Source organism: Saccharopolyspora hattusasensis (assembly GCF_050972075.1).
Lineage (GTDB): Bacteria > Actinomycetota > Actinomycetes > Mycobacteriales > Pseudonocardiaceae > Saccharopolyspora > Saccharopolyspora hattusasensis.
Genome location: NZ_JBPCDC010000001.1, coordinates 6,432,521 through 6,450,437, shown reverse-complemented (window position 1 = coordinate 6,450,437; position 17,917 = coordinate 6,432,521). Strand labels below are relative to the sequence as shown.

17 protein-coding genes and 2 pseudogenes are annotated in these 17,917 nt (G+C 69.0%); 8 read left to right on the top strand and 11 right to left on the bottom strand.

Annotation, left to right across the window (positions count from 1 at the left end; all coding sequences use genetic code 11):
- Window positions 1–196: 196 nt before the first annotated feature.
- On the top strand, window positions 197–1,507 hold the full coding sequence (locus ACRXBZ_RS30970) for an IS701 family transposase (protein WP_433877961.1): 1,311 nt from the start codon (window positions 197–199) through the stop codon (window positions 1,505–1,507).
- A gap of 48 nt (window positions 1,508–1,555) precedes the next feature.
- Here the strand turns inward: ACRXBZ_RS30970 and ACRXBZ_RS30965 are convergent, their stop codons facing one another.
- The 3 genes from ACRXBZ_RS30965 to ACRXBZ_RS30955 form a co-directional block, all read right to left on the bottom strand.
- A complete protein-coding gene (locus tag ACRXBZ_RS30965) occupies window positions 1,556–2,251 on the bottom strand; it encodes a response regulator (protein ID WP_433882052.1) in 696 nt (231 codons plus the stop codon).
- Between the two features lie 36 nt (window positions 2,252–2,287).
- Window positions 2,288–2,767, bottom strand: coding sequence for a sensor histidine kinase (locus tag ACRXBZ_RS30960; RefSeq protein ID WP_433882051.1), 480 nt, complete (start codon window positions 2,765–2,767; stop codon window positions 2,288–2,290).
- Between the two features lie 268 nt (window positions 2,768–3,035).
- A complete protein-coding gene (locus ACRXBZ_RS30955; RefSeq protein ID WP_433882050.1) occupies window positions 3,036–3,422 on the bottom strand; it encodes a histidine kinase in 387 nt (128 codons plus the stop codon).
- Window positions 3,423–3,532: 110 nt separating this feature from the next.
- Here ACRXBZ_RS30955 and tnpB point away from each other — a divergent pair, with 110 nt between their 5' ends.
- Window positions 3,533–4,918, top strand: a complete 1,386-nt coding sequence (tnpB, locus tag ACRXBZ_RS30950; protein ID WP_433882049.1) for an IS607 family element RNA-guided endonuclease TnpB — start codon at window positions 3,533–3,535, stop codon at window positions 4,916–4,918.
- Here tnpB and ACRXBZ_RS30945 read toward each other — a convergent pair.
- The 3 genes from ACRXBZ_RS30945 to ACRXBZ_RS30935 all read right to left on the bottom strand — a co-directional run bounded on the left by ACRXBZ_RS30945 (window position 4,904) and on the right by ACRXBZ_RS30935 (window position 7,237).
- Window positions 4,904–5,317 (bottom strand): DUF7134 domain-containing protein, encoded by a 414-nt coding sequence (locus ACRXBZ_RS30945; protein ID WP_433882048.1) that lies wholly within the window; start codon window positions 5,315–5,317, stop codon window positions 4,904–4,906. The two genes, tnpB and ACRXBZ_RS30945, sit on opposite strands and share 15 nt — an antisense overlap.
- Window positions 5,318–5,489: 172 nt before the next feature.
- A complete protein-coding gene (locus tag ACRXBZ_RS30940) occupies window positions 5,490–6,119 on the bottom strand; it encodes an MBL fold metallo-hydrolase (protein WP_168587402.1) in 630 nt (209 codons plus the stop codon).
- The gene (locus ACRXBZ_RS30935) at window positions 6,119–7,237 is read right to left on the bottom strand and encodes an S-(hydroxymethyl)mycothiol dehydrogenase (RefSeq protein ID WP_433882047.1); all 1,119 of its coding nucleotides are present in this window, start codon (window positions 7,235–7,237) and stop codon (window positions 6,119–6,121) included. Before ACRXBZ_RS30935 ends, ACRXBZ_RS30940 begins: the two co-directional genes overlap by 1 nt.
- A 109-nt stretch (window positions 7,238–7,346) precedes the next feature.
- Between ACRXBZ_RS30935 and ACRXBZ_RS30930 the strand changes: the two genes are divergently transcribed.
- A complete protein-coding gene (locus ACRXBZ_RS30930; protein ID WP_433882046.1) occupies window positions 7,347–8,153 on the top strand; it encodes an SAM-dependent methyltransferase in 807 nt (268 codons plus the stop codon).
- A 65-nt stretch (window positions 8,154–8,218) separates the two neighbouring features.
- Here the strand turns inward: ACRXBZ_RS30930 and ACRXBZ_RS30925 are convergent, their stop codons facing one another.
- Window positions 8,219–9,388, bottom strand: a complete 1,170-nt coding sequence (locus ACRXBZ_RS30925) for an MFS transporter (protein WP_433882045.1) — start codon at window positions 9,386–9,388, stop codon at window positions 8,219–8,221.
- Window positions 9,389–9,576: 188 nt separating this feature from the next.
- Here ACRXBZ_RS30925 and ACRXBZ_RS30920 point away from each other — a divergent pair, with 188 nt between their 5' ends.
- The gene (locus ACRXBZ_RS30920) at window positions 9,577–11,040 is read left to right on the top strand and encodes an amidase (protein ID WP_433882044.1); all 1,464 of its coding nucleotides are present in this window, start codon (window positions 9,577–9,579) and stop codon (window positions 11,038–11,040) included.
- Window positions 11,041–11,270: 230 nt separating this feature from the next.
- On the opposite strand, the gene ACRXBZ_RS30915 is transcribed toward ACRXBZ_RS30920, so the two are convergent.
- Entirely contained in the window at window positions 11,271–12,464 is a 1,194-nt protein-coding gene (locus tag ACRXBZ_RS30915; protein ID WP_433882043.1) for an acyl-CoA dehydrogenase family protein, read from the bottom strand.
- Window positions 12,461–13,642, bottom strand: a complete 1,182-nt coding sequence (locus ACRXBZ_RS30910) for a CaiB/BaiF CoA transferase family protein (protein ID WP_433882042.1) — start codon at window positions 13,640–13,642, stop codon at window positions 12,461–12,463. The genes ACRXBZ_RS30915 and ACRXBZ_RS30910 overlap by 4 nt, the downstream gene beginning before the upstream one ends.
- Before the next feature lie 154 nt (window positions 13,643–13,796).
- On the opposite strand from ACRXBZ_RS30910, the gene ACRXBZ_RS30905 reads away from it, so the two are divergent.
- Window positions 13,797–14,450 (top strand): GntR family transcriptional regulator, encoded by a 654-nt coding sequence (locus tag ACRXBZ_RS30905; RefSeq protein ID WP_433882041.1) that lies wholly within the window; start codon window positions 13,797–13,799, stop codon window positions 14,448–14,450.
- On the opposite strand, the gene ACRXBZ_RS30900 is transcribed toward ACRXBZ_RS30905, so the two are convergent.
- A complete protein-coding gene (locus tag ACRXBZ_RS30900; RefSeq protein WP_433882040.1) occupies window positions 14,451–15,011 on the bottom strand; it encodes a TetR/AcrR family transcriptional regulator in 561 nt (186 codons plus the stop codon).
- A 125-nt stretch (window positions 15,012–15,136) separates the two neighbouring features.
- Here ACRXBZ_RS30900 and ACRXBZ_RS30895 point away from each other — a divergent pair, with 125 nt between their 5' ends.
- The 3 genes and pseudogenes from ACRXBZ_RS30895 to ACRXBZ_RS30885 all read left to right on the top strand — a co-directional run.
- Entirely contained in the window at window positions 15,137–16,183 is a 1,047-nt protein-coding gene (locus ACRXBZ_RS30895; RefSeq protein ID WP_433882039.1) for an alcohol dehydrogenase family protein, read from the top strand.
- A pseudogene (locus tag ACRXBZ_RS30890) lies at window positions 16,180–16,392 on the top strand (alpha/beta fold hydrolase); the annotation flags it as partial. The gene ACRXBZ_RS30895 and the pseudogene ACRXBZ_RS30890, both read left to right, overlap by 4 nt.
- A 40-nt stretch (window positions 16,393–16,432) precedes the next feature.
- Window positions 16,433–16,624 (top strand): annotated as a pseudogene (locus tag ACRXBZ_RS30885) (alpha/beta fold hydrolase); the annotation flags it as partial.
- A gap of 178 nt (window positions 16,625–16,802) precedes the next feature.
- Here the strand turns inward: ACRXBZ_RS30885 and ACRXBZ_RS30880 are convergent.
- Entirely contained in the window at window positions 16,803–17,666 is an 864-nt protein-coding gene (locus tag ACRXBZ_RS30880) for a 3-hydroxybutyryl-CoA dehydrogenase (protein ID WP_433882038.1), read from the bottom strand.
- Window positions 17,667–17,917 lie beyond the last annotated feature (251 nt).

Sequence of the window (17,917 nt, the reverse complement as noted above, 5' to 3'; positions counted from 1 at the left end):
CCCATTAGACCCCCGCCACCAGCTCGGCCCCGTCCCCGGTGACCCCGCAATTTCCATTGAAATCGAATGTCCTGAGGTTTCGCAGTTTTGGTGGTGACACGATCGGTTGATCTTGGTGTCGGGTGGGGGTGGCGGGGCCGGAGATAGCGGAAGCATCGGCGTGCTACTAACCGCCCGCTGATGGGGAGATTCGCCGATGCTTCCTGCTGGAACCGTACTCGCGTCCTTACTGTCTGTGCTGGAGGGGGTGCGGTTGGTGTTCACCGCGCCGACGTTCATCACGTTCACGCAGCTGGTGACGGGGCTTTTGGCGGCCACGGGCCCGCGGACGGTGACCGGGATGTGGGGCGCGGCGGGGCTGGCGGGGGTGTCGCATCACGCGCGGGCGCACCGGTTTTTCTCCGATGCCCGCTGGAGTCCGGACGCCCTGGGGCTGGCGCTGGCCCGGCTGGTGGTGGCCCGTCTCGTCGATGACGGCCGGCCGTTGCGGGTCGGCATCGACGACACACTGTTCCACCGCTACGGTTCCAAGACCCACGGGGTGTTCTGGCAGCACGACGGCTCGGCCAAAGGCCGTGACGGTATCGGCCGCGGTAACTGTTTCGTGGTCGCCGGGCTGATCGTGACACTGCCGTTCATGGCACGCCAGGTGTGCCTGCCGGTGCTGTTTCGCTTGTACATCCCCAAGAACAAGTCCGGGATCTCCAAACCCGATCTCGCGCGGGAACTGGTAGGGCTTGTGGCGGCAGCGTTTCCCGGACGCCAGATCGACGTCGTCGTCGATGCCGCCTACCGTGGCCCGGCCTGGCGCACCCCGTTCCCGGCCAAGGTCACCTTCACCACCCGCCTGGCCTCCAACGCCGTGCTGTACGGCCCGCGCCCGCCGCGCACCGGCCGGCGCGGGCGCCCCCGGCTCAAAGGCGACCGGCTGGGTACCCCCGCGGACCTGGCCGCTACCGCCACCTGGCGGCGCACCCGGGTGCGCCGCTACGGCAGTACCGACACCGTGCTGATCGCGGTGATCCCGTGTCTGTGGTGGGGATCGCTGTACACCACCCCGGTGGTCGTGGTGCTGGTCAAAACCCCCGACTCCACCAAGCCCTACGACATCGCTGTGGTCTCCACCGACACCACCGCCACCGGCGAAGCCCTCATCGCCCGCTACGCCGACCGCTGGTCGATCGAGCAAACGATCAAGGACTGTAAAACCCTCCTCGGCACCGGTGAGACCGCCAACCGGGTACCCGCCGCCGTGCAGCGCAGCGTGCCCTTCACCATGCTGGGCCTGACCATCCTTATCCTCTGGTACGCCCAGCACGGCAACGCCGTGACCGACCTGGCCATCGCCCACGCCGGCCGACCCTGGTACCGCCGCAAGACCCACATCAGCATCGACGACATGCTCATCGCCTTCCGCCGAGCCCGAATAACAACGATCAGCGCAGGTCACAACACACCTGATCAAAACCCGACCAGTCCCCCGACCAGCACCCCCACCGCCGCATAACCGCGAAACCTCAGAATGTCCGATTTCAATGGAAATTGCGGCGCCAGGTCAGGCCGAGGCCCGGCGCGGGCCCACGTTGGGCTGGCCCGGGCAGACGAGGCCGGTCTCGTAGGCCATGATCACCAGCTGGGTGCGCGAGCTGAGGTGCAGCTTCTGCATCACGTGGTAGAGGTGCGACTTCACCGTCAGCTCCGCCAGCCCGAGGTTGCGGGCGATCTCTGCGTTCGACCCGCCGCGCGCGACCTCCAGCAGCACGTCCAGCTCCCGCTCCGTCAGCGCGCTCAACTCGCTGCGGGCGTCGCGGACGCCGAGCGCCGCGAAGCGCCGCAACAGCCGCTTGGTGACTCGCGGCGACAGCAGCGCATCCCCAGCAGCGACGGTGTGCACGGCCTTGACCAGCTCCTCCGGCGTGGCGTCCTTGAGCAGGAAACCGCTGGCCCCGGCGCGCAAGGCGGCGTAGACGTACTCGTCGAGGTCATGCACCGTGATCATGATCACCGAGGTCTCGCCGCCGGTTTCCGCGATGATGTCGCGGGCCGCCGCGATGCCGTCCTTGCCCGGCATCCGCACGTCCATCAGCACCACGTCGGGCCGCCGGCGGCGCACGGCGGACAGCGCCGCTTCACCGTCGGCGGCTTCGGCCAGCACGCGCAGGCCCGGTTCGTTGGACAGCAGCGCGACCAGCCCCGCACGGATCATCGCTTGGTCGTCGGCTACCAGGACGGTCGTGTCCGCAGTTTCCACCCTGGCCTCCTCGGTCCGGGCCCCCGGAATTCCGGCTCAGGACAGGTCCGAATTTTCCGCGCACGGTAGCACGGCTTCAAGGTGAAACCCGTTCAAAACCGGATGCGCGGTCAAGGTTCCGCCCAGCAGCGCAATGCGTTCCCGCAGCCCGATCAGCCCGTGTCCCGACTGCTGGGAGACCGGTCGGGCCTCCACCACGTCCAGACCGCCGAGGTGATTGGTCACCTCGATCCGCAACGCGTCCGGCCCGTAGTCCAGCAGCACCCGCGCCCGCCCGGAGCCGACGTGCTTGAGCACGTTGGTCATCGCCTCCTGCACGATCCGGTACGCGGTCATCTCCACCCCGGAGCCCAGCTCGCGGACCTGGCCGCGCCGGTCGAGCTTCCACACCACGCGCCCGCCGCGCACCGACTCGACCAGCTTGTCCACGCCGTCCAGGCTGGGCGTCGGCTGCCAGTCCATCGGGTCCTGACCGGCGGAGTTGCGATCGCGCAGCACGTTGAGCAGGTTGCGCATCTCCGTTCACGAAACGTGTCAAAACGTTCCGTGAGCAGATGACTTGCGCCACCTGCGTTGACCATCAGGAAGACTGGTGGCCTTCACGCTTCCTCGACCACTGCCAGCACGAACGCTGGTCTGACACGGTCTCCACGTGCGTTTGGCCTTGCGGCCGGTTCCCACGCAACTCGCGGTACCTGACGTGTTTCACCTGCCGCCGCAGGAAAACCGCTGACCGGGCTTGGCTTTCGCTCGGTCAGCAAGCAACACACTACACCACGCTCTGTCACACATTGACACAGGATCCGGAACTGTCGGTTACCCCCAGCGCGCCGCGGGAGATCTGCTCCAGCTCCTGCAAGGTCTGCCGGGCGTGCTCCTGGTCGCGGTCGATCAGCGCCCGCGCGACGCCCGCCCGCAACGCCACCACGGACAGGTTGTGCGACACGATGTCGTGGAACTCCCTTGCTATGCGGGCCCGTTCGATGGCCGCGGCATCGGCGGCGAGCTGGTCGCGGGCCTCGTCGAGCAGCGCCAGGGTCCGCTCCAGCTGCCTCGCGCGGCGCCGGCCGACCTGCATCGCGCGCGCCCAGCCGATCACCATGACGAGGTTCACCACCGCGCCTGCGATCCGCAGCAGGCTTTCCACCGGCGACAGCTCGTAGACGACCATCTCGGTGACGGGGTTGTGAACTGTTCGGTGGAATGTGTCAAAGCGTTGGGGAATGTGCTGGTTCGGTAGATCGCGGGGATTGTCGGTGCCCGCCGATACTGTGCCCGGTGATGAGCGTGGTGTTGCAGGCATACCGGTTCGCGTTGGACCCGAACCCTGTGCAAGAGGCCGGGTTGCGGTCGCATTGTGGTGCGCAGCGGTTCGCGTTCAACTGGGGGCTGGGCAAGGTAAAAGCCAACTGTGAGCAGCGGAAAGCTGAAGCCTCGTACGGCCTGGACGGTGACGAGTTGACGCCACCGGTGGGCTGGTCGGCCTACGGCCTGCGTAAAGACTGGAACCAGGCCAAGGACACGGTTGCGCCGTGGTGGCAGGAGAATTCGAAGGAAGCGTACTCGTCCGGGCTGTCGAACCTCGCGACGGCGCTGAAGAACTGGGGCGACTCGAAGAAGGGCAACCGCAAGGGCCGCAAGCTCGGGTTCCCGAGGTTCAAGGGCAAGCGCAGCGGGTTGTCGTGCCGGTTCACCACCGGCAGCGTCGGTCTCGCTGACCACGACCGGCGCCATGTGAAGCTGCCCCGCATCGGGGTGGTGCGCACCCACGAGTCCACCCGGAAACTCGCGCGGCGCGTCGACACGGGTGCCGCGCGGATCCGCTCGGCGACGGTGTCGTATCGGGCCGGACGGTGGTTTGTGTCGTTCTCGGTGGAGATCACCCGCAACGATCCCGCCCCCGCCCAGCCCGGTGTGACGGTGGGTGTGGATCTCGGGATCAAGTCCCTGGCCGTGCTCTCGACCGGTGAAGTGATCGACAACCCGAAACACCTCGAAGTCGCCCTGCGTGAGTTGCGGAGGTTGCAGCGGCAAGCCTCCCGGCGCACTGGCCCAGACCACCGTAGCGGACAGAAGCCGTCGAACCGGTGGCGCAAAACCCAAGCCCGCATCGCCACGCTGCACACCACAGTCGCCAATGCGCGCCGCGATGGGCTGCATAAGCTCACCACCTGGCTGGTGCGGACCTTCGGTGCGATCGTGCTGGAAGACCTCAACGTTGCGGGCATGACCCGCAACCGCCGCCTGACGCGGCAGGTCGCGGGTGTCGGCATGGCCGAACTCCGACGCCAGGTCGAGTACAAAGCCTCCTGGGCCGGGCTGCGCGTGCACATCGCGTACCGGTGGTATCCCAGCTCTAAAACGTGCTCGGACTGTGGTGCGGTGAGAACCAAGCTGCACCTGTCCGACCGTATCTTCACCCGCCCGTCCTGCGGGATGAGCATGGATCGCGACCTCAACGCGGCCCACAACCTCGCCAACCTGGTTGACGCCACGACGTCCTCCCCGAGTTGCGGGGCGACGGAAAACGAGCCCGATGGAAACCCACACAAGACCCGCACCACGCGGGCAGCGGATATCGCCACGGGAAGACCCGCACCGAACAGCGCGGGCCAACGTCGACACCGCAAGGTGCCGACTCACGACACGCTTTCACACGTTTCGTGAACGGTAGACCATCGCGATCGTCGCGGCGATCACCGACGCGGTCCGCGATCCGCGCACGCAGACCGAGTAGACCGCGACGAGGATCACCAGGTTCAGCCCGCCGATGTAGAGCTTGAGCAGGGTGAGCGCGACGGTGACCGCCAGCAGCACGAATAGCACCAGCCAGGGCACCCGTCGCCGCAGCCGCAGCATGCTGGTGGCCGGCACGCTCACCAGCAGCGGCCACCACCAGACCATCCACGGCGGATGCTCGCCGATGGAGAGGTCGAAGCCGTGCAACACGCACAGCACGACCACGAACACGACATCGCCGAGCACCACGCGGCGCGCGGTGATCCAGGCCAGCAAACTCGTCCGCGGCTTCGCGACAGCGGAGCGGCCAAGCCCATGATCGACCATCGAACCTGCCTCACACGGTGCGTGGATCGGCTCCCTGGCGAGCCAGAATGAGTCCGTGAGCGGCACAGCCGCTCACGGACCAAGATCCTGCGCACTGCCGCGAGGCGCTTCATCCGCCGAAAGTCGTAACGGGAAACCTACCCGCTCGCGATCAACGACGGGGCCGCAACGATCAGTATCCGCGCGCGACCCACTCGTCGAACTGGGGCCGGACCGCGCCGATCGTGGTGCTCTCCCCGTGTCCCGTTCGGACCTCGGTGTCCTCTGGCAAGGGCAGCAACCGGTCCCGGATGGACGCCGTGATCGTCCCGAAGTCCGAATAGGACCGACCGGTGGCGCCGGGCCCGCCAGCGAACAAGGTGTCGCCGGTGAACACCACGCCCAGCTCGGGCGAGTACAGGCACACCGCGCCCGGCGCGTGGCCGGGCGTGTGCAGCACCTGCAGCCCGATGCCGCCGACCTCGACCACTTGGCCGTCGGCGAACTCCCGGTCGGGTCGGCGGTCCGGGTGGACCAGGTTCCACAGCACCAGGTCGTCTGGGTGCAGGAAGATCGGCGCCCCGACCACGTCGGCCAGTTCCGGCGCCCTGCGCACGTGGTCGTCGTGGGCGTGCGTGCACAGCACGGCCAGCACCCGGCGGTCGCCGACGAGCCGGCGGATCGCCTCGACGTCGTGCGGGGCGTCGATGATCACGCACTCGTGGTCGTCGCCGACCACCCACGCGTTGTTCTCGACGTCGAAGGTCTGGCCGTCCAGCGAGAACGTGCCCGACGTGGTCGCGTGATCGATGCGCACCGCCATCAGAAGACCACCACCGAACGCAGCACCTCACCGCGGTGCATCTTCTCGAACGCCTGCTCCACCTGGTCCAGCGCGATCTCCTCGCTGACGAACTTCTCCAGCGGCAACCGGCCCTGCTGGTGGAGCTCGATCAGCATCGGGAAGTCGCGTTCCGGCAGGCAGTCGCCGTACCAGCTGGGCTTCACCGCGCCGCCGCGGCCGAAGACGTCCAGCAGCGGCAGCTCCAGCTTCATCTCCGGGGTGGGCACCCCGACCAGCACCACGGTGCCGGCCAGGTCGCGGGCGTAGAAGGCCTGCTTGAACGTCTCGGGGCGGCCGACCGCGTCGACGACCAGGTCGGCGCCGAAACCGCCGGTGAGCTCGCGGATCGCCTCGACGCTGTCGGTCTCGGCGGCGTTGACGGTGTGCGTGGCGCCGATCTGGCGCGCCCACTCAAGCTTCTTCGGATCGGTGTCCACCGCGATGATCCGCCGCGCCCCGACCATGCTGGCCCCCGCGATCGCGCCGTCCCCGACGCCACCGCAGCCCAGCACCGCGACCGTGTCGCCCGGCCCGGCGTTACCGGTGTTGACGGCGGCCCCGATCCCGGCCATCATGCCGCAACCCAGCAGTCCGGCCACCGCCGGACGCGCCGATGGGTCCACTTTGGTGCACTGCCCGGCGTGCACCAGCGTCTTCTCCGCGAAGGCCCCGATGCCCAACGCGGGCGACAGCGGGGTGCCGTCGGTCAGCGTCATCGGCTGCGCCGCGTTGTGGGTGTCGAAGCAGTACTGCGGCCGACCGCGCTTACAGGCCCGGCACACCCCGCACACCGCACGCCAGTTGAGGATCACGAAGTCGCCGGGTTCCACGTCGCGCACACCTTCGCCGACCGCTTCGACGACACCCGCGGCCTCGTGCCCGAGCAGGAACGGGAACTCATCGCTGATCCCACCTTCGCGGTAGTGCAGATCGGTGTGGCACACGCCGCACGCCTGCACCCGCACCACCGCCTCACCGGGTCCCGGATCCGGAACATTGATGGTCACCACCTCGACCGGTCGGCCTTTCCCGGTCGCCACCACTGCGCGGACGTCGGCCACGAGCACCTCCAGCATTTCGTCGTTTACAACCACCATCGTCATATGCGTGCACGAGCATCAGCAAGAGCAACCTCCCGTCGATTTCAAACACGCTAAGTCACTGATTAACTACTGTACGATTCCGGGTAAAAGGGGGAGGACGATCATGGTCGACACGCGCATCCCGCCCGTCCGGGAGATGGACATCGATCGGCCCTGTGCCGCCCGGGTCTACGACGCGTTCCTCGGCGGTAGCCACAACTTCGGCTGCGAGCGGGCTTTCGCGGAGCGACTGGAACGGGAGCTGCCGGACATCGGCGAAACATACCGGGAGAACCGGGCGTTCCTCCGGCGGGTCGTGGAGTACCTGCTCGCGCAAGGTGTCCGCCAGTTCATCGACCTGGGCTCGGGCATCCCCACGATCGGCCACGTGCACGAGGTGGCGCGGCGCCGGACGCGCGACTTCCGGGTGCTCTACGTGGACAATGAGCCGCTCACCGTCGCGCACAGCAAGCCGCTGCTGGCCGGCGAGCCGCGCGTCGAGATCATCCGGGCGGACTGCCGCGACCCGGATTCCGTCCTGAAATCCCCGGAGGCCGCCGAACTGCTCGACCCGGCCGAGCCGGTGGGGCTACTGATGGCGCCGGTGCTGCACTTCATCCCCGACTCCGACGACCCGGTGGCGCTGGTCGAGACCTACCGCGACGCGCTGGTCCCCCGCAGCCACCTGGTGATCTCGCACCTGACCGGCAGCCACGCCCCGGACGAGATGCGCATCCTCGCGGGCCACTACGCGGAGACCGCAGACCCGTTGCAGCCGCGCGAAGTGGAATGGATCGAGAAGCTGTTCGGCGACTTCGAGGTCGTGCGGCCCGGCACGACGTTCCTGTCGGACTGGCGCCCCGAACCCGGTCGGACGACCGCGAAGCAGCCCTACTGCCTCCTCCACGGCGGTGTCGCCCGCAAGCACTGACTCGTGACGCAATTTCCCTTGAAACCGAACCGGCGGGTTCAAGGGAATTGCGGCGTCGCGGTAGGTCAGCGGCGGATGAACAGCAGCAGGACCCCCGCGATGATCGCTGCGATGCCCGCTGCCAGCCAGGCGCCCGCCAGTCCGGCCTGCTCGGCGAAGATGCCGAAGAGCAGCGGTCCGAGGCTGCCGCCGAGGTAGATGCCGGTCTGCGTGAACGAGGTGGCGCTGGCGACCCGGTCCGGGGCGATCTTGGCGACCGTGAAGTTCAGCAGCCCCGGCCATGCCCAGCCCGCGCCGAAGCCGATGGACACCCCGATCAGGAACGCCACCGGCGAATCCACCGCCATCAGTCCGAAGCCGATCGAGCCGATCAGCAGCATCGCGGTGATCACCCGCAGCAGGTTCGGGTTCTTGCGGTCCGCGAGCACGCCCGCGCACAGCCGGACCGTCAGCCCGGTAGCCGAACCCAGCGACAGGACCAGCCCGGCCACCGCCGGGCTGAACCCGACCTCGACGGCCGTCGTGGTGACGAACGCGCCGAGCGCGTTGGCCGCCGCCGAACCGAGGCCGCCGGAGATCGCCAGCAACAGCAGCGCGCCCCGGGCGTCGTTGCGACCGGCGGTGTCGCCGCGTTTGATGACGGGCCGCTCGGCGTCCAGCAGCCGCGGCACTGCGACGGCGGCGACCAGGCCGACCAGCCCGGCGATCACGAACACCCACCGCCATCCGACGGTCAACGCCACGGCGGGCACCGCGACGCCCGCTAGCAGCGTCGCGGCCGGGATGGAGGACTGCTTTACGCCGAAGCCCATGCCTCGGCGGTTGGCCGGAATCCCTTGGGCGATCAGCAGGTTCGATGCCGGTTGCGCCAGCGAGTTCGGCAGTCCGGCCACCCACAGCAGCCCCAGCAGCCACGGCGCATCGGGTGCCCAGGCCAGGCCGAACAGGCAGAGCGAGCTGCCCAGCGCGCCCAGCCGCATGCCCAGGCGGGCACCGATCCGCTCGACGAGCCACCCCATCGTCCGGGACGACAGCGATGCGACGCCGAAGAAACCGGCCGCCCCCACTCCCAGCAGCGCCGCGCCGAACGCGAGGTCCTGCTGCAGCTGCACGCCCATGCCGCCGACGAGGAACACTGGGAAGACCCCGACCGTGACCACCGCGGCCACCGACGACAGCACCCGCAGGATCCCGATGGTCCGCGGCACCTGCCCGGCGACGGCCACTGAGGGCATGCGTCCTCCTCGGCGCTTGCGGTGTGCTGGTCTTACCAGCGTGGGAACCGACAGAATTTTTAGCAACGCTAACGTGACGCACGCCTCTCCCCGGCCGACGTGTCTCCCCCGGCCGGAGGCACCCGGGTTGACGTCGACCCCGCGGAGGCGCAAGGGTCAGTGGAGCTGATCGACAACAGGAGGACAGCGTGACCGTGGCACCGGGTTCCGGACTCCCCGCGTCGCAGATCCCCGATCTGGTGCTGCTGGACGCCGTGGAGCTGTCCTGGCTGATCCGCCGCCGGGAGATCTCCTGCGTCGAGGCGATGGAGACCTATCTCGGACACATCGACCGGATCAACCCGGCGGTGAACGCGATCGTCTCCCGCGCCGACGAGACCGAGCTCATCGACCAGGCGCGGCAGCGCGACAAGGAACTCGACCGCGGCGAGTGCGCGGGGTGGATGCACGGTTTCCCGATCGCGGTGAAGGACCTCTCCGACGCGGCGGGGTTCCCCACCACGAAGGGCTCACCGATCTTCGCCGAGAGCCTCGCGACGACCGACGCCCTGCACGTGCGGCGGATGCGGGACGCCGGCGCGATCGTCATCGGCAAGACCAACGTCCCCGAGTTCGGCCTTGGCTCGCACACCTTCAACCCGGTGTTCGGCACCACGCTCAACGCCTACGACACCACGCGCAGCGCGGGCGGCAGCAGCGGCGGCGCCGGGGCCGCGCTGGCGCTACGGATGTTGCCGGTCGCCGATGGCAGCGACTTCATGGGGTCGCTGCGCAACCCCGCGGCATGGGGCAACCTCGTGTCGCTGCGGCCAGGCTTCGGCCGCATCCCGAGCGAGGGATTCCTCAGCGAGCCCTCGGTGGTCGGCCCGATGGGGCGCACGGTGCGCGACGTCGCGATGCTGCTGTCCACGATGGCCGGTCCGGACAAGCGTGCACCGCTGAGCATCGAGCAGGATCCGGAGTTGTTCACCGGCAGCCTGGACCGCGACTTCGAGGGCACCCGGATCGGCTGGGTCGGCGACTTCGACGGATACCTGGCCACCGAGCCGGGCCTGCTGGACCTGTGCGCCGAAGCCTTCGGCGCCTTCGCCGAGATCGGCTGCGAGGTCGAGCCGGTGTCGCGCCGGCTGCCGGTCGAGCAGGCCTGGGAGACCTTCCTGCTGTGGCGCTCGTGGATGGTCGGGCGCGACAACATCGACCTGCACGCCGACCCGGCCACCCGGGCGATGCTCAAACCGGAGGTGGTCTTCGAGGTCGAGGGTTACCAGCAGCTCACCGCCGACGACATCGCACGCGCCCTGACCGGCCGGGACGAGTGGTACGCCGCGGTGTCGCGGTTGTTCGACGAATACGATTTCCTGCTCGCACCGAGCGCGCAGGTGTTCCCGTTCGACGTCGACCAGCGCTGGCCGCAGGAGATCGCCGGCCGGTCGATGGACACCTACCACCGGTGGATGGAGACGGTCGCGCCGTGGACGCTGTCCGGGCTCCCGATCGCCAGCCTGCCGGTCGGGTTCAACGAGGCCGGGTTGCCGATGGGAGTCCAGCTGATCGGCCGAAACCACGCGGAATGGCCGCTTCTGCAGCTGGCCAACTCCTACGAACGAGCCACCGACTGGACCCACCGAGTCCTGCCACCCCTGCTGCGGTAAGGCCCGAACCGCGATTTCACGTCGCCGTGGCCCGGTGGCCTCGGTGCCATGCCCGCAGGCCGCCACCACGGCCAAGCGAGAAGGGGCCCGATGCAACGCAGATCTCCGATTTCAATGGAAATTGCGGCCCTCCGGCGTGTCGGGCGACGACACGCCGGAGGTTGTGGATAACTCCCGCAATTTCAATGGAAATCAGACCTTCGATTTCAATGGAAGTTGCGGAGAGCATCTCAGCCGCGGAAGGCCGACAGGCCGGTCAGGGCCTGGCCGATGGTGAGGGCGTGCATCTCGCTGGTGCCCTCGTAGGTCAGCACCGACTCCAGGTTCGTCATGTGCCGGATCACCGGGTACTCCAGCGAGATCCCGTTGGCACCCAGGATGGTTCGGGCGGCGCGGGCCACCTCCAGCGCGCCGCGGACGTTGTCGAGCTTGCCGAAGCTCACCTGCTGCGGGACCAGCTGCCCGGCGTCCTTGCGCTTGCCGAGGTGCAGCGCCAACAACCGTCCATTTTGGACTCGGACCGCCATGTCTGCGAGCTTGCCCTGCGTGAGCTGGAAACCGCCGATCGGCCGCCCGAACTGCTCGCGGGTCGTCGCGTAGTCCAGCGCCGCCTCCAGGCAGCTGCGCCCGGCGCCGACCGCGCCCCACACGATGCCGTAGCGCGCCTCGTTGAGGCAGGACAGCGGGCCGCGCAGGCCGGTGACCTCGGGCAGCACCGCGTCGGCGGGCAGCCGGACGTCGTCGAGCACCAGCTCGCTGGTCACCGAGGCGCGCAGCGAAAGCTTGTGCTTGATCTCCGGCGCCGAGAAGCCCGGCGTGTCGGTCGGCACGACGAAACCGCGCACCCCTTCGTCGGTTTGCGCCCACACCACCGCGACCGAGGCGACCGTGCCGTTGGTGATCCACATCTTGCGGCCGTTTAGCACCCAGTCGGAGCCGTCGCGGCGCGCGACGGTGCGCATCGAGGCCGGGTCGGAGCCGTGGTCCGGCTCGGTCAGGCCGAAGCAGCCGATCGCCTCGCCCGCGGCCATCTGCGGCAGCCAGTGCTGCTTGTGCTCCTCCGAGCCCCAGCGCCAGATCGCGAACATCGCCAGCGAACCCTGCACCGATACCAGCGAGCGCAGGCCGGAGTCGCAGGCCTCCAGCTCCTCGCAGGCGATTCCGTAGTCCACTGCGGACAGTCCGGCGCAGCCGTAGCCCTCCAGGTGCATGCCGAGCACGCCGAGCTTGCCCAGCTCCCGGGCGAGTTCCCGGGCCTGCGGAAACTCGCCGCGCTCGAACCACTCCGCGACGTGCGGCTGCACGTGGTCCCGGCACAGCGCGCGCACGCTGTCGCGGATCGCGAGCTGCTCCGGGGTGAATTCGGCGTCGATCCCCAGCGGATCGCGCGGGTCGAACGCGGGACGTTTTCCACTGGCACTCATTGCGGGCTCCTCCTTGAGACGAGCGGGGAAAGCTCTTGCTCGGAGTCCTCCAACCACGCGAGGACTTCCTTGGTGTGTTCGCCGAGCAGCGGCGGCGGTGTCACCTCGGCGCTGCCGTGGTCGGAGAAGTCGATGGGGGTGCGCACCTGCATCGCGGCTCCGCCGCCGGGATCGACCATTGGCCGCAGCCCCAGCGACTCGGCGTAGTGCACCGCCCGCGACAGGTCGTTGACCTGGCCGCACGCGATGCCCACGCCCTGCAGGCGCTGCTGCCAGTCCGCAGCGGTCCGCGCGCCGAGTACGTTTTCCAGCTGCCGCGCCAGTTCCTCGCGGTTGGCCACCCGCTCCGCATTGGTCGCGAACCTCGGGTCGCCGGCCAGTGACACCAACCCCAGCGCTTCGCACAGCCTGCGGAACTGCGCGTCGTTGCCGACCGCGACGGCCAGGAACGCGTCCTCGCAGCGCAGCGCCTCATACGGCGCGATGTTGGGGTGCCGGTTGCCCATCCGCTGCGGTGCGATGCCGGTCGTCAGCAGGCTGCTCATCTGGTTCGCCAGCGACGCCAGCAGGCTGGACAGGAGATTCACCTCGACGTGCTGGCCGTGGCCGGTCAGTTCGCGGTGCCGCAGCGCGGCCATGATGCCCAGCGCCGCGTCCTTGCCGGTGAGCACGTCCACCACCGCCACGCCGACCTTCATCGGCGCGCCTTCGGGTTCGCCGGTGATGCTCATCAGCCCACCGAGCGCCTGCACGACGAAGTCGTAGCCGGGCAGGCGTGCGCCTTCCTTGCTGCCGAACCCGGAGATCGAGGTGTAGATCAGCCGCGGGTTGAGCTCCCGCGCGCTCTCGTGGTCCAGGCCGTAGCGGGCCAGCGAGCCGGGCTTGAAGTTCTCCACCAGGATGTCGGCGCGGCTGATGAGCCGGCGCGCGGCTTCCTGGTCCTCCGGGTCGGCTAGGTCGAGGGTGATACTGCGCTTGCCCCGGTTGACCGACTCGAAGTAGGCGGAGCTGTGCTCGGTCCAGGGCGGTCCCCACGAGCGCGTGTCGTCGCCTTCGCCGGGGCGCTCCACCTTGATCACGGTCGCGCCGAGATCGGCCAGCAGCATGGTCGCGTACGGGCCGGCCAGCACCCGGCTGAAGTCCGCGACGACCACGCCGTCCATCGGCAGCGTCTCCATGCACCCACCCTTCCGCCCGGCAGGCCGGCGAACCGGCCGACCGATACCAGTGCAGCGCGGTGACCGTAAAAGGGGCTTGCCTCACCGCGATTTTGGATCCAATATACAGTTGATCGGGCGACAGTCAAGACGCCCGAAAACTTGGGGAGCCTGGATGCAGCGACCACCCACCACCCAGGAGTTCGTCCTCGACGAGCTCCGGAAGTCCATCGTGTCCGGCGACCTGGCGCCGGGCCAACCGATCCGGCAGGACACCATCGCCCAGCGCCTCGGCGTGAGCCGGGTTCCGCTGCGCGAGGCGCTGAAGACGCTGGAGGCCGAGGGGCAGGTGATCTACCAGCCGCATCGCGGCTACTCGGTGGCCGAGCTGTCGCTGAGCGACCTGCTGGAGGTCTACCGGATGCGCGAGCTGCTCGAATCGGAGGCCGCGGAGGTGGCGGCCGAGCGGCTCAGCGATGCCGACCTGGCCCGGATCACCGACGCCCAGCGCGATGTCGAGAAGGCCGCCGACAGCGGCGACCTGGTGGCCATGACCACGGCGAACCGCCGATTCCACTTCGCGCTGCTGGAGCCCGCCGGTATGCCCCGCCTGCTGCGCATCGTGCGCACGCTCTGGGACGCCACGGACGCCTACCGCGCGGTGTACTACAACTCCGACACCAACCGCGAGCGCGTCCGCCACGAACACGACGCGATCGTGGCGGCGGTCGCGGAGCGCCGAGCCGGCGAACTGGTCCGGCTGCTCGACGAACACCGCCGCCACGCGGTGGACGCACTGCGCACCACCATCGTGTCCGAAGTGGACTGATCAGGCCTTGAGGAGGATCTCCGCGGTTCTGCGCGCTTTCCGGACCGCGTCAGGGAAACCGGCCGAGGCGGCCACCGTCGCACCCTCGTAGAGCAGCAGGACGCCGTCCGCGAAGTCCGCCGGGCCGGCCAATCCCGCTGCCGCGGCGAGCTCTTCGAAGTACTGCCGCATCCACCGCTTCTGGCCGATGATCACGGCGTGGGCCGGATGCTCCGGATCCGGGGTCTCCGCCAGGGCGTTGACGAATCCGCAGCCCCGGAAGTCCGCGCGGTCCATCCACGCGTCGAGCGCGTCGAAGACCGCCAGCAGCTTCTCCCGCGGCGGGGCCGCGGATTCGACGACCCACCGCTGCAGCCAGGCTCGCCAGCGCTGGTCCCGCTCGACCAGGTACGCGGTGACGAGCTGGTCCTTCGAGCCGAAGCACGCGTACAGGGTCTTCTTGGTAACCCCGGCCCCGGCGGCGATCGCCTCGACCCCGACGGCGTGGATGCCCTGCCGGTAGAACAGCTCGGCCGCCACGTCCAGCACCCGCCGCCCGGCCGGCGTCAGCTTCTCCAACATCTCCACGTCCAGACTATACCGACCGGTGGGTTGACATGGGCCGACCGCGAGCGGCTACGGTGGTAGCCATACCGGTCGGTATACCTCTCCTGGCCGCAACGAGGACCCAGAACGGAGTGTTCCCAATGCGCGCAGTGCTGCTCACCGGCTTCGGCGGGCCGGAGAAGCTGGCGTACCGCGAGGACGTGCCAGAGCCGCACGCCGGACCGGGCGAGGTGCGGATCCGGGTCGCCGCCACGGCCATCAACAACACCGACATCTGGACCCGCGAGGGCGCGTACGGCTCCCCCGACGACCCCGGGGCGAGCGCGGGCTGGCGGCGGGAGCCGCTGGAGTTCCCACGGATCCAGGGCGCCGACGTGGTCGGCCGAATCGACCAGATCGGCGCGGACGTGCCCGAATCCCGGCTGGGCGAGCGGGTGATCGTCGACCCGATGCTCTACACCGGCGGCGAACGAGAACTGGTCGACACCGAGTACCTGGGCAGCGAGCGCGACGGCGGATTCGCCGAATTCACCACCGTGCCCGCCCAGAACGCCCACCCGATCGACAGCGACCTCAGCGACGCGGAGCTGGCGACCTTCCCCACCGCCTACGCGACGGCGATGCGCATGCTGAACCGGGCAGGCGTCCGCGACGGCGAGACCGTCGTGGTCACCGGTGCCTCCGGCGGAGTCGGCTCGGCGCTGATCCAGCTCGCGACGCTGCGCGGAGCGCGCGTCGTGGCGATCACCAGCGCCGCGAAGCGGGAGCGCGCGCTGCGCCTCGGAGCGGATGCGACGGTGGACCGCCGCGCAGCCGACCTGGAGGCGGCGGTGCGCGCCGTTGCGGACCGGGTGGATGTCGTAGCCGACGTCGTGGCCGGGCCGGGCTTCCCGGTGCTGCTGCGGATGCTCGCGCCGCTCGGCCGCTACGTCGTGGCCGGCGGGATCGCCGGACCGCTAGTGGAGACGGACCTGCGCACGGTCTACCTCCGCCAGCTGCAGCTGATCGGCTCGTCGTTCGGCACCCATGAGGACTTCGCCCAGCTCCGGCAGCACATCGCCGACGGCGAGCTGACACCACTGCTGGCCGAGACGTACCCGTTGCAGGAGCTGCCCGAAGCGCAGAAGATCTTCGGCGCCAAGGACTTCTTCGGCAAGATCGTCATCACCGTGGAAGGCTCGGCATGATCCTGGCACAGCACATGATCGTCGACGGGGCCCGGCTGGCCTACCGGCACACCGCCGGGCGCACCGGCGAAACGGTCGTGTTCCTGCACGGAACGCCGTCGCATTCCCACATCTGGCGCAACGTGATCCCGGCCATCGACGCCGCAGGGCACGGCGCCCTGGCCTACGACCTGCTGACCTACGACGCCTCCGAACGCCCGGCGAACCGCGACACCTCGGTCACTGCCCAGGCGGATCTGCTGGCGGAAAGTGCTGACGCAGCGGGGAATCCGGCGCTGCACGCTGATCGCGCACGACATCGGCGGCGCGGTCGGCCAGATCTTCGCGACCCGCCACCCGGACCGGGTCCAGCGCCTGATGCTGATCGACTCGGTCAGCTACAACTCCTGGCCGTCGAGCACCTGGCGGAAGATCATCCGAGACCACCTCGACGACTACGCCGCCATGCCCCGGGCCGACTTCGAAGCGATGCTGACCCGCCAGCTGGCCATGACGGTCGCAGACCCGACCCGGATGGCGACTGAAAACCCTGACCGCACCGACGCGGATCTTGCCAACCCGCTCGGCCAACCCGCTCGGCAAGGGGGGCCCGTCGCAGTTCACCCGATCCGGGGCCCGGTCAGTTGTCGTAGGTGTAGAAGCCCTTGCCGGACTTCTTGCCCTTCAGGCCCGCGTCGAGCATCCGCTGCAGCAGCGGCGGGGCCGCGTAGGTGGGTTCGGCGTACTCCGCGTACAACGAATCCGCGATGGCCTTCAGGGTGTCCAGGCCGACCAGGTCGGACAGCCGCAGCGGGCCCATCGGGTGGGCGCACCCCAGCACCATGCCCTTGTCGATGTCCTCGGCGCTGGCGAAACCGCCCTCCAGCATCCGGATCGCCGACAGCAGGTACGGCGCCAGCAGCGCGTTGACGATGAACCCAGACCGGTCCTTGGCCCGGACGGTCTCCTTGCCCAGCTGCTCGGTGGCGAACGCCGCGGCCCGCTCGACGGTCACCTCGGAGGTCAACAGCGACGGCACCAGCTCGACGAGCTTGAGCACCGGCACCGGGTTGAAGAAGTGCACGCCGAGGACCTGCTGCGGGCGCTTGGTGGCGGCGGCGAGCTTGGCGATCGGGATGGAGGAGGTGTTCGACGCCAGGATCGCCTCCGGGTCGGCCACGACCTTGTCCAGCTCGGCGAAGAGCTCGAGCTTCAACCCCTCGTCCTCGGCGATCGCCTCGATGACCATGTCCCGGTCGTCGAGGTCGGCGAGCGTGGTGGTGAAGTGCAGCCGGGACTGCGTCTCGTCGCGTTCGGCCTCGGTGAGCTTCCCCTTCTGCACCGCGCGGTTGAGCGACTTCCACAGCTTGGCGCGGCCGACTCGGGCGGCTTCGGCGTTGACCTCGCACACGATCACGTCTATGCCGGCTCGGGCGCCGACCTCCGCGATGCCGCCGCCCATCTGCCCGCCGCCGATGACTCCCAGGCGTTCGATCTTCGTCATCACACCGATCCTTCCGCTTCCGGCTGCGCTGCCGACGCACGGCCGTCGTCGGCAGATCATGCCAAAAACAGCGGTTACCGACCGGTAAACAGTGCGCTAGGCCACGTCGATCGCACGACCGCGGGCGGAAGGTGGCCCTGCGAAGCCGGGCCACAACCCCCGGACCCGGCTCCGCGCGGTCGGACCCCCCGATCCGCCACTGACCCCCTGAAGTATTTTCAGGTTACCGGTACCCGCATGAACGCATGCAC

Excerpts from the sequence above, each read along its gene's own strand:
- ACRXBZ_RS30955 (WP_433882050.1), bottom strand. The coding sequence starts at position 3,422 with ATGGTCGTCTACGAGCTGTCGCCGGTGGAAAGCCTGCTGCGGATCGCA.
- ACRXBZ_RS30895 (WP_433882039.1), top strand. The coding sequence starts at position 15,137 with ATGCGCGCAGTGCTGCTCACCGGCTTCGGCGGGCCGGAGAAGCTGGCG.
- ACRXBZ_RS30945 (WP_433882048.1), bottom strand. The coding sequence starts at position 5,317 with ATGGTCGATCATGGGCTTGGCCGCTCCGCTGTCGCGAAGCCGCGGACG.
- tnpB (WP_433882049.1), top strand. The coding sequence starts at position 3,533 with ATGAGCGTGGTGTTGCAGGCATACCGGTTCGCGTTGGACCCGAACCCT.
- ACRXBZ_RS30880 (WP_433882038.1), bottom strand. The coding sequence starts at position 17,666 with ATGACGAAGATCGAACGCCTGGGAGTCATCGGCGGCGGGCAGATGGGC.
- ACRXBZ_RS30960 (WP_433882051.1), bottom strand. The coding sequence starts at position 2,767 with ATGCGCAACCTGCTCAACGTGCTGCGCGATCGCAACTCCGCCGGTCAG.
- ACRXBZ_RS30940 (WP_168587402.1), bottom strand. The coding sequence starts at position 6,119 with ATGGCGGTGCGCATCGATCACGCGACCACGTCGGGCACGTTCTCGCTG.
- ACRXBZ_RS30910 (WP_433882042.1), bottom strand. The coding sequence starts at position 13,642 with ATGGAGACGCTGCCGATGGACGGCGTGGTCGTCGCGGACTTCAGCCGG.
- ACRXBZ_RS30915 (WP_433882043.1), bottom strand. The coding sequence starts at position 12,464 with ATGAGTGCCAGTGGAAAACGTCCCGCGTTCGACCCGCGCGATCCGCTG.
- ACRXBZ_RS30925 (WP_433882045.1), bottom strand. The coding sequence starts at position 9,388 with ATGCCCTCAGTGGCCGTCGCCGGGCAGGTGCCGCGGACCATCGGGATC.
- ACRXBZ_RS30935 (WP_433882047.1), bottom strand. The coding sequence starts at position 7,237 with ATGGTGGTTGTAAACGACGAAATGCTGGAGGTGCTCGTGGCCGACGTC.
- ACRXBZ_RS30930 (WP_433882046.1), top strand. The coding sequence starts at position 7,347 with ATGGTCGACACGCGCATCCCGCCCGTCCGGGAGATGGACATCGATCGG.
- ACRXBZ_RS30900 (WP_433882040.1), bottom strand. The coding sequence starts at position 15,011 with ATGTTGGAGAAGCTGACGCCGGCCGGGCGGCGGGTGCTGGACGTGGCG.
- ACRXBZ_RS30970 (WP_433877961.1), top strand. The coding sequence starts at position 197 with ATGCTTCCTGCTGGAACCGTACTCGCGTCCTTACTGTCTGTGCTGGAG.
- ACRXBZ_RS30905 (WP_433882041.1), top strand. The coding sequence starts at position 13,797 with ATGCAGCGACCACCCACCACCCAGGAGTTCGTCCTCGACGAGCTCCGG.